Here is an 8,514-nt window from a genome sequence, read left to right on the forward strand (position 1 = left end):
GTCCGAGGCCGAGGCGGACGAAGCGGCGGCCGCCGAGCCGCAAACCGCTGAGCCGGAAGCCGAGGACGCTGACAAGTCCTAGCGATTCGCCGTTGAACGACGTGCCCGCCATCGACGCCGATGGCGGGTGCGTTCGTCTTCGGCTCGATATTGCTTATGACGGCACGGATTTCGCCGGCTGGGCCACCCAGGCCGGGCAGCGCACAGTCGCGGGCATTCTGGAGGAGGCGCTCTCGACGGTGTTTCGGGACCCGGTGCGGCTGCGTGCCGCCGGACGCACCGACACCGGCGTGCATGCCACCGGTCAGGTCGCCCACGTCGACGTCCTGGCGGACGCGTTGCCCAACGCCTATCCGCGTTCGCCCCGGCCGACCGAACCGGAATTCCTGCCGCTGGTCCGCCGTTTGGGCCGGCTGCTGCCCGCAGACGTCCGGATTCGTCGAATCGTCCGCGCCCCAGCGGGTTTCGATGCGCGATTCTCGGCGCTGCGCCGCCACTACATCTACCGGCTCTCGACTGCGCCCTTCGGGGTGGAGCCGCAGCAGGCCCGCTACATCACCGCTTGGCCTCGCCTGCTCGATGTGGACGCGATGACGGAAGCGTCGCGAAACCTGTTGGGACTACATGACTTTGCCGCATTTTGTCGCCACCGCGACGGCGCTACCACCATTCGCGATCTGCAGCGGCTGGATTGGGTCCGTGATGGTGATCTGGTCACCGCATACGTCACAGCCGACGCGTTCTGCTGGTCGATGGTGCGTTCGCTGGTCGGCGCGCTGCTGGCCGTCGGCGAACACCGACGCACCGCTGACTGGTGCCGTGAGTTGCTCACCTCAACAACGCGGTCCAGCGACTTCGCCGCCGCACCCGCGCGGGGATTGACGCTGATCGGCGTGGACTACCCGCCGGAGAACGAATTGCAGGCGCGGACGTTGATTACCCGCGACCTGCGCACCCGCGACTGATCCTCGGCTACAACCTGCCGGCGACGAAACCCGCGGCCTGATCCACCAGCCCCGAGCCGATGTAGGAGGGCTGCAGATGCGAGGCCCACACGGTGCCTCTCCCACAGATCGGGTCGCCTTGCGCGCACTGGTCGATCGTCTTACCGGCGAAGGCGGGGGCGGGTCGCCGGGTGCCATTGCCGAACAAGGCGACCGCCGCGACGTGCTGATCCACACCCGGCGGTATACGGCCCCAGGTCGCGACGTCAGCCACCTCGGCGCCCAGGGAATAGCCGCCGAGCACCTCGCGGGTGTTCGGGCAACTCCTGGCCATGGATTGAACGTGGGCGCTCATATCGCCGGCGCCGCTGTCGACGCTGATATTTGCCGGATAGTTGACGCCGTAGGCCCCGACCGACATGTTCGGCACCTTTGAGCGCAGCGAATTGACGAACGCGTCGCCGACCGCTCCGAGTCCGGGTGGCTCTTCTCGGCCGCGGGCGAAAACCACCTCCGCACCGGGGCAATCCGCCGACGCCACCGGAATCGGCCCGGCCACCGGCATTAGCGCCGGGGCGATCAGCAGCCCCGGGGCGAGCAATGCTGCAGCCGCCAACCTTGCCACCGGAGCAATTTTCATTTGCGGATGTTATCGAGCAAACCTAGATATTTGCTGAAACGGTCCGCAGGGTTCGCTTAGTGCTGTTGGCCGCCGGATCGGTTACTGCAACTTGCTTGCGACGAAGTCGGCGGCCTGATTGACCATGCCGTCGTTGATATAACCGCTCGCGGCGTGTTGCGGCCAGTTCTCCTTCCAGGTCTGCGGGTCGGCCGGATTGCAGATCGGGTCGGTGCCGTGGCACAGGTCGATGGTCCGGTCGTTGTAAGCGGGGTTGAAGTTCGTGATCGGGCCGACCCACTGGCTACCGTTGCCGAACAGTGCGACCGCGGCGATGTGCTGGTCGGCGCCCGGCGGCAGTGGATTGGTGAAGCCGAATAGCGGGCCGGGGGCCGCCAGGACGACGTCGGTGACCGCCGCGCCCAGCGAGTAGCCGCCCAGCACGATGCGGGTGTCAGGGCAGCCGTTGATCGTGTTCTGGACGTGGGCGCTCATGTCGTTGGCGCCGACGTCGACCTCGTTGTCGGCGGGGTAGCGCACCGCATAGAGGTTGACGTTGCGGTGCACCCGCGAGCGCAGCGCGCTGACGAAAGAGTTGCCGATGACCCCGGCGCCGGCCGGTTCCAGGCGGCCGCGGGCGAACACCACGTCGACGTCCGAGCAGGACGCCGATGCCGTCGGGATCAGCGTCGCGGGCGCAAGCATCAACGCCGTGGCGAGAAATCCGGCAACCGCAAACCTGGCTAGCGAGCGCGGGATCGACTGTCGCGGTGGGCCTATCGGACGCAGATTCATGGCCCGATACTAATGCGACGCGTGACGATTAGCGCGAGGAGTTTTCCGTCAGCGAAACAGCGCGGGCTGGTCGACCACGAGGTTGCCTGGTGGCTGGCCATCAGGCCCAGGGCCAGGCGCGGGTCCGGGAAGCGGCCCAGGCCCGGGAAGCACGCCCATCGGCGGTCCGGGTGCGGTGGGGGGCAGCACCGCCAGCAGCCTGGTTTGCACGAAGCTGGCGGCCTGGGTGGTGTAGACGGGCACGTAGCCCTCGGTGTGCCCGCTCCACTGGTTGCCGGGGCCGGCGTGGCAGATCGGGTCCTCGGGGTTGCAGAAGTCGATGGCCTTGGCACCGAACATCGCGCTCTGCGCCGATATCGTCCCGCCGCTGCGGTCGGCCGGGTTGCCGAAGGTGGTCACCGCGATGACGTGGTCGGCGTACTGGGCCGGCAGCGCGCTGCCCCAGCTGATGCCGCCGACCGGAACCCCGCTGACGATGTCGATCACCGACGCGCCTTGCGAGTATCCGCCCAGCACCTGCGGGGTGCTGGGGCACTTGTCGGCCACGTCTTTGATGTGCTTGATGGCGTCGTTGGCGCCGTCGCCGCCGTGCAATTGCAGCAGGCTGGCCTTGTAGTTGACCGGGTAGGCGTCGATGTTCTTGCCGGTGTTCTGGCGCAGCGTGTCGACGAGGGCCTGGCCGACGCGGCCCAACCCGGCCGGCTCGTCGGTGCCGCGGGCGAAGGTCAGCGCGACGTCTGGGCAGTTGTCGGCGTGGGCCGACGGGACGGCACGGAAAACGGCGCTGGGGGCGACCATCAGGACAGCGGCGGCCAACACCGCGGCGGCGGCCAGGGACACCGAAGGGCTGAGGCGATGAATGCTCACCAGGTGATTTTAACGAGAACTGGCCAAACGGTCACATCGGCGGTGGTCGGGCACCGCACTGTGGATCAACAACAGACCAAGACGTGATCCCCAAATATCGTGAGGCCGACGCACTTGGGGGACTGATGGGATGGCAACCGACTACGCGTCTGCACGTCAGCGGATATCGATTTCTGCTGCGCCGTATCGAATGCGCGCTGCTGGGCAGGGACATCCGAGCGGTCAACGAATCGATGCGCGCGCCGATGCAGTCGCTGTTGGCCGGGGCGGTGCTGGCGATCATCATGCTGGCCGGATGTGCGGTGTTGGCTATGGTTCGCCCACAACCTGCACCGTCGAATGCGCCGATCGTGATGGGCAAACAGTCAGGGGCGCTGTACGTCCGCATCGGTGAAACCCTGCACCCGGTGCTCAATCTTGCCTCAGCAAGATTGATCACCAGAACCAACGCCGACCCGCAGCCGGTGCCCGAGTCGGAATTGAGCCTTAGCAAAAGAGGCCTCCTGCTGGGCATCCCCGGTGCCCCAACGTTTCTGGGGCAACCCCTTGGCGAGGACGAATTGCGATGGACGGTCTGTGACAGCGGCGGCACCACACCGAGCACGACGGTCGTCATAGGTCCCGCTGAGGGATCGCAATCGCACCCTTTGGCGAGCGCGCAATCCGTCCTGGTGAGGCCCGTGTCCGGCGGGTCGACTTACCTGCTGTACGCCGGCCGCCGAGCCGTGGTGAATCTCGATGAACCCGCCGTTGTACGTGCACTCGAGCTGGACGGTCGGATCCCGTCGGCGGTGTCACCCACCCTGTTGAATGCTATTCCGGAGGCGCCGCCGATCGCCCCGCCGCGGATTCCCAATCGCAGCGCTCGCGGACCGGCCGCACTTGCGGGGTTTCCGGTCGGCAGCGTGTTGCGGGTAACCCGCGCCGACGGCGACGAGTATTACGTCGTACTGAGCCACGGGATCCAGCGTATTGGCCGGGTTGCCGCGGATCTGCTCCGATTCTCCGACTCACACGGCGCCCGCACCGTCGTCTCCGTCGCGCCCGACGTCATCCGCGCGACGCCGACGGTGACCGACTTACCAGTGGCCACGTTTCCCGACCGGACGCCGACACTGTTGGATGCCGGCTCTACGACGCTGTGCGTCGGCTGGCAGCATGTGGCGTCGGGCGGTGTCGAGGTCGCACTTTCGGCTGGCGGACTACCCATCCCGGTTGGTCAGGAGCCGGTGAAGTTATCGCAGGCCGACGGGAATGGCCCAGCCGTCGACGCCGTCTACCTTTCGCCAGGGCGTAGTGCCTATGTGCGTGCCACCGCTCTGTCGGGAGACAACCCGCAAGCCGGCACCCGATACTTGATCACAGACATCGGTGTGCGATTCGCCGTCCAGGACGACGATGCCGCGCACGATCTCGGTCTGCCCAATACGACCGTCGCGGCGCCGTGGCCGGTATTGGCGCAACTTCCTGCCGGGCCGGAATTGAGTCGGGAGAAGGCCTCAGTCGCGTCGTAGCCGGGCCGTCAGTGCGCCGATGACCAGCACTACCGTCAGCACGCCGGCGCAGATCGTCGCACCAAACAACGCCGTGTCCCGCCCGCGGTGGTCCGTCTGTGGAGGAGCCGGGGGCGGTGCAATCGGCGCTGGCATGCGAGGTGGCGGAGGTAACCGGCTTACTGGCGGATCGGTGCTGACTGCGGCAAGGAAGTCGACAACACCCGCGCCGACCAGTGGATCCCACCCACCCGGCGGATGATGCGCGGTCGCCTCGATGCGTTGCATTACTTGGCGCGCAGTCAGTTTCGGGAACCGGGATCGAATCAGCGCCGCCAACCCGCTGACCACCGGAACCGCGTAGCTGGTGCCTGATAGTTGTGCCGAACCATCCGGTCCCCCAAGGGTATTCATCAAGCCGTCGCCCGACGAGCTCAGCGATATCACTGCCTCGCCGGGGGCGGCGACATCCACCCACGGTCCGGCAAGGGTGAACGAGGATGGTTCGCCTTGCGTGTTTACCGAACCCACGGTCAGCACGTAGTCGTCGTACCACGCCGGGCTGACCGCAACCGTTACGGTGTCCCAGGTGGCTTCGGGTCGCTGAGCGGGACACTGCCCCGCACCGGTGTTGCCGGCGGCGACCACCACGACGACGTTCTTAATGTCAACCGCGTAGGACAGCGAGGCGCCGAGTGCGCGGTCGTCGAGCGCCGATCCGACCCGGATGCAGGCAACCGAGGAGATATTGATCACCGACGCGCCGAGATCCGCTGCCGTTCGAACGGCTTCTGCCATGGTGCCGACGTCGCCGAATCCGGAATTGGACGTATCAGCGAGTGCGCGAAACTTGGTGCTGGACTGCCGGATGCTGATGAGACGGACACCCGGGGCCACGCCGCTGAAGCCATCCTGATGATGGGAATCCGGTGCAGCAGAGATGATCCCGGCCACGGCTGTCCCATGGCCGTCGCAATCTTGGGTGCCGTCGCCGGTAAATACATAGTCACCGCCGGCCGCCGTGTCGGGCAGCCGTGGGTGCGGCGAAACGCCAGTATCGATGACAGCCACCCGTTGGCCCGTACCCCGCGTGAGTTTCCAAACCGCGGGCAGATCGAGTCCGGAGAGTTGGCCGGAGTCGTTGGCTCGCTTCGCCTCGGCAGCCATGGACGGCACTGCGCATATCGACTGCTGCACGGTGGGCAGCGGCGGCCTCGGCGGCGCCGGCCCGGGTAGCCGGCTGTTGTCGATCGGCGGCGGCGAGACCGCATGCGCTGCTGGCACTACATATTGCGGCAGCGCGACGATCATCGCCGCCGACGCACACCGCAGCGCTTTGGACTGCGCGGGGGTCATGGCAGGTTCATGCCACGCGCGGCGTTGTAGAGCCCGCAGATCCAGAACGCGAGAGGCACGACGACGGCGAAGGCGAGATACTCCAGCAGCTCGACCAGTCGTCGCCCGATGGGGGAGAGCATCGCGGTTTGCGTAATGAAACCTAGGCATAGTGCGACGCCGGCCAGCATCGTCGACACAGCAGCTAGGTACGGCGTGTGAGGCGGATAGGCAACAGCGGTGATGACGAGAGTTGCACTGAGCGTGGCGGTTCCAGCCGCGACCAGTGGCACCGATCTCGCCAGGTCAGCGTGCGAGCGCGCGCGCAACAGCAGCACACCGCCGGTTATCGTGGCGAACGCGATGCCAAGCCAGCGTGGACTGTCGGCGAATATCGATCCGGCCGCCGCGCCGATAGCTCCCAGCGCGGCCGCAGCGGAGAATGCGGCGATCAGGCTGGTTAGCCAGCTATCGGCGTGGATCGCCTTGGCGCCCAGCGTGTCATTAACGCCGTCGGGCCCCGATGTCACGTGAGATGAGAGCCCTGCCAGCATGATCGACAGTGCTGCGGACGCTTCGACAACGATTAGCGATATCACCGCGGATGCCGCACCGATCGCAGGTAGCGGTACGGAGGTGACCGCGCCCACCGCTGCTGCAGCCGCTTCGATTCCCGCAAAGCAGGCCACCGTCGTGAACACGGTTGGGCGGGACCCTATCACCCGCATGACGGTCGCCGTCGTCGCCGCGGCAGCCGCAGCAAGCAGTGCATTAGGCGCCGCCAGACCGCCCGGAACCGCCAGCAAGCCGGTGAGTGCGGCGAATCCCCCAGCCGCCAGACCCAACGTAAGTCCGGCTGGCCCGTCGTCAAATACGCGGTAGGCGGCTAGCGCCGTCAGCAGCACGATGAAACCGGCTACCGCAGCAACGACCGCACCGCCCCGCCGGACATCGTTGGTTGCAAACGCCGTTCCAATCAAGATCGCTGCGCTCGTGGCGGTTAAGCAACTGGCGGCCAGAGCACTGACCAGCTGGGCAGCTCGCCGAGTCCAGGGTCGCGCTTTCGAAGCGAGGGACACCGATATGGCCTCTGCTACATCATCGAAACGCGGTGGCGTAAAAACGGTCGATGAGCTGGTCAGCATCAATACGGTGCCGTGCCGGATTCCAGACTGGGCCAATGTCTTTGACGGGTCCAGCGCAACATTTCCGGGAATCGAAAGCTGGTATCGAATTGCCTCCGGATCGGAGCGGTGGCCGTACTCGGCCATCGCAATGTCCACGATCGGGGGTATCAGCGATCCGATAGGCAGCGCGGCCGAAAGCACCAAATCGACATAACGAGAGCCGGCGCACACAACCACCCGCCGAAAATCCTCGTCGGCCCGATGAGGTTCGGCGCTTCGACGCGCTCCGACTGCTTGGTGCACTGCGACCTCCGTTCGCCGATGCGGACGCTAACCGACGAGACGACACCCCGTATGCAGCAATCCACAGCTGACTTGCAGTCATTTTCGGTCGCACCTACGGTGCCGATCGCATGGGCCAATGCGATGGTTCTGCAACGGTTGAGTTCACGCCTCCGGCACGGCTGCCGCCGCCGGTGTGCGAGTCGGCCGACGTCGTCATTGCGGCGCCACCGGACGTGACGCGATCGGCACGGACGAATATGGTGGCCCGCTTTCTGCCGGTCGTCGTGGCCATCGCGACAGCCGCGATGATGGCGGTCGTCTTTGTTTCCCGCTCGGCCGTGGCGCGCAATCCGGCGTTCATGACATTTCCGCTGATGATGCTGTTCTCGGCGGTGGTGACCGCGATGTCCGGGGCGGGTCGGCGGCGCGGCGAGATCAATGCCGACCGCGCCGAGTATCTTGGCTACCTATCCGACTTACGGGCCGCTGTCGTCGAAACCGCTGCGGCGCAGCGTTTGTCGCTGATGTGGTGTCATCCGGATCCCGATACGTTGTGGACGTTGGTCGGGGGCTGCCGAATGTGGGAGCGCAGATCGTCGGATTCGGACTTCTGCCGCATCCGAATTGGTGTCGGAGCACAGCGTCTTTCCACCGGCCTGGTGGCTCCGCCAATCCGATCGACCGACCGGCTAGATCCGATCACTGGGACCGCGCTGCACCACTTTCTGAAAACGCATTCGATGGTTCCGGATGTGCCCATCGCGATTGACCTACGGGAATTCGAGGCTGTGAGGTTTCAAGGTGAAGCCGCGCACGCGCGTGCGCTGTTACGCGCGATGATTTGTCAGCTGGCGGTCTTGCATAGTCCGAGCCTGGTCTTGATTGCCGCCGTGGTCAGCGACTGCAGTCGAGCTCACTGGGAATGGTTGAAATGGTTGCCGCACAATCAACATCCGCACGCCGAGGACGGCCTCGGTTCTGCCCGGATGATGTACCCGACGCTGGCCGGTGCCATAGACACGCTCGCCGGCGTGTCGCCGCGGCTGGTC

7 protein-coding genes and 1 pseudogene are annotated in these 8,514 nt (G+C 66.0%); 3 read left to right on the top strand and 5 right to left on the bottom strand.

Annotated features, from left to right (window positions below; translation table 11 throughout):
• Positions 1-92 precede the first annotated feature (92 nt).
• On the top strand, positions 93-965 hold the full coding sequence (gene truA / locus WB785_RS21570) for a tRNA pseudouridine(38-40) synthase TruA (RefSeq protein ID WP_424081651.1): 873 nt from the start codon (positions 93-95) through the stop codon (positions 963-965).
• A 7-nt stretch (positions 966-972) separates the two neighbouring features.
• Here the strand turns inward: truA and WB785_RS21575 are convergent, their stop codons facing one another.
• From WB785_RS21575 to WB785_RS21585, 3 genes are all read right to left on the bottom strand, one after another.
• A complete protein-coding gene (locus tag WB785_RS21575; RefSeq protein ID WP_424081653.1) occupies positions 973-1,584 on the bottom strand; it encodes a cutinase family protein in 612 nt (203 codons plus the stop codon).
• Positions 1,585-1,665: 81 nt separating this feature from the next.
• Positions 1,666-2,358, bottom strand: coding sequence for a cutinase family protein (locus WB785_RS21580; protein ID WP_424081655.1), 693 nt, complete (start codon positions 2,356-2,358; stop codon positions 1,666-1,668).
• 48 nt (positions 2,359-2,406) lie between these two features.
• Positions 2,407-3,225 (bottom strand): cutinase family protein, encoded by an 819-nt coding sequence (locus tag WB785_RS21585; protein ID WP_424081657.1) that lies wholly within the window; start codon positions 3,223-3,225, stop codon positions 2,407-2,409.
• 125 nt (positions 3,226-3,350) lie between these two features.
• Here WB785_RS21585 and eccB point away from each other — a divergent pair, with 125 nt between their 5' ends.
• Positions 3,351-4,739 (top strand): type VII secretion protein EccB, encoded by a 1,389-nt coding sequence (gene eccB, locus WB785_RS21590; RefSeq protein WP_424081663.1) that lies wholly within the window; start codon positions 3,351-3,353, stop codon positions 4,737-4,739.
• On the opposite strand, the gene mycP is transcribed toward eccB, so the two are convergent.
• Positions 4,725-6,074 (bottom strand): type VII secretion-associated serine protease mycosin, encoded by a 1,350-nt coding sequence (mycP, locus tag WB785_RS21595; RefSeq protein ID WP_424081659.1) that lies wholly within the window; start codon positions 6,072-6,074, stop codon positions 4,725-4,727. The two genes, eccB and mycP, sit on opposite strands and share 15 nt — an antisense overlap.
• The gene (eccD, locus tag WB785_RS21600; RefSeq protein ID WP_424081661.1) at positions 6,071-7,483 is read right to left on the bottom strand and encodes a type VII secretion integral membrane protein EccD; all 1,413 of its coding nucleotides are present in this window, start codon (positions 7,481-7,483) and stop codon (positions 6,071-6,073) included. The genes mycP and eccD overlap by 4 nt, the downstream gene beginning before the upstream one ends.
• Positions 7,484-7,593: 110 nt before the next feature.
• On the opposite strand from eccD, the pseudogene WB785_RS21605 reads away from it, so the two are divergent.
• Positions 7,594-8,514: pseudogene (locus WB785_RS21605) on the top strand (type VII secretion protein EccC); the annotation flags it as partial.

The organism is Mycobacterium sp., from assembly GCF_049585075.1.
In the GTDB taxonomy this organism is placed as follows: Bacteria; Actinomycetota; Actinomycetes; order Mycobacteriales; family Mycobacteriaceae; genus Mycobacterium.

Coding starts and splice junctions, on each gene's coding strand:
- WB785_RS21575 (WP_424081653.1), bottom strand. CDS start 1,584: ATGAAAATTGCTCCGGTGGCAAGGTTGGCGGCTGCAGCATTGCTCGCC.
- WB785_RS21580 (WP_424081655.1), bottom strand. CDS start 2,358: ATGAATCTGCGTCCGATAGGCCCACCGCGACAGTCGATCCCGCGCTCG.
- eccB (WP_424081663.1), top strand. CDS start 3,351: ATGGGATGGCAACCGACTACGCGTCTGCACGTCAGCGGATATCGATTT.
- mycP (WP_424081659.1), bottom strand. CDS start 6,074: ATGACCCCCGCGCAGTCCAAAGCGCTGCGGTGTGCGTCGGCGGCGATG.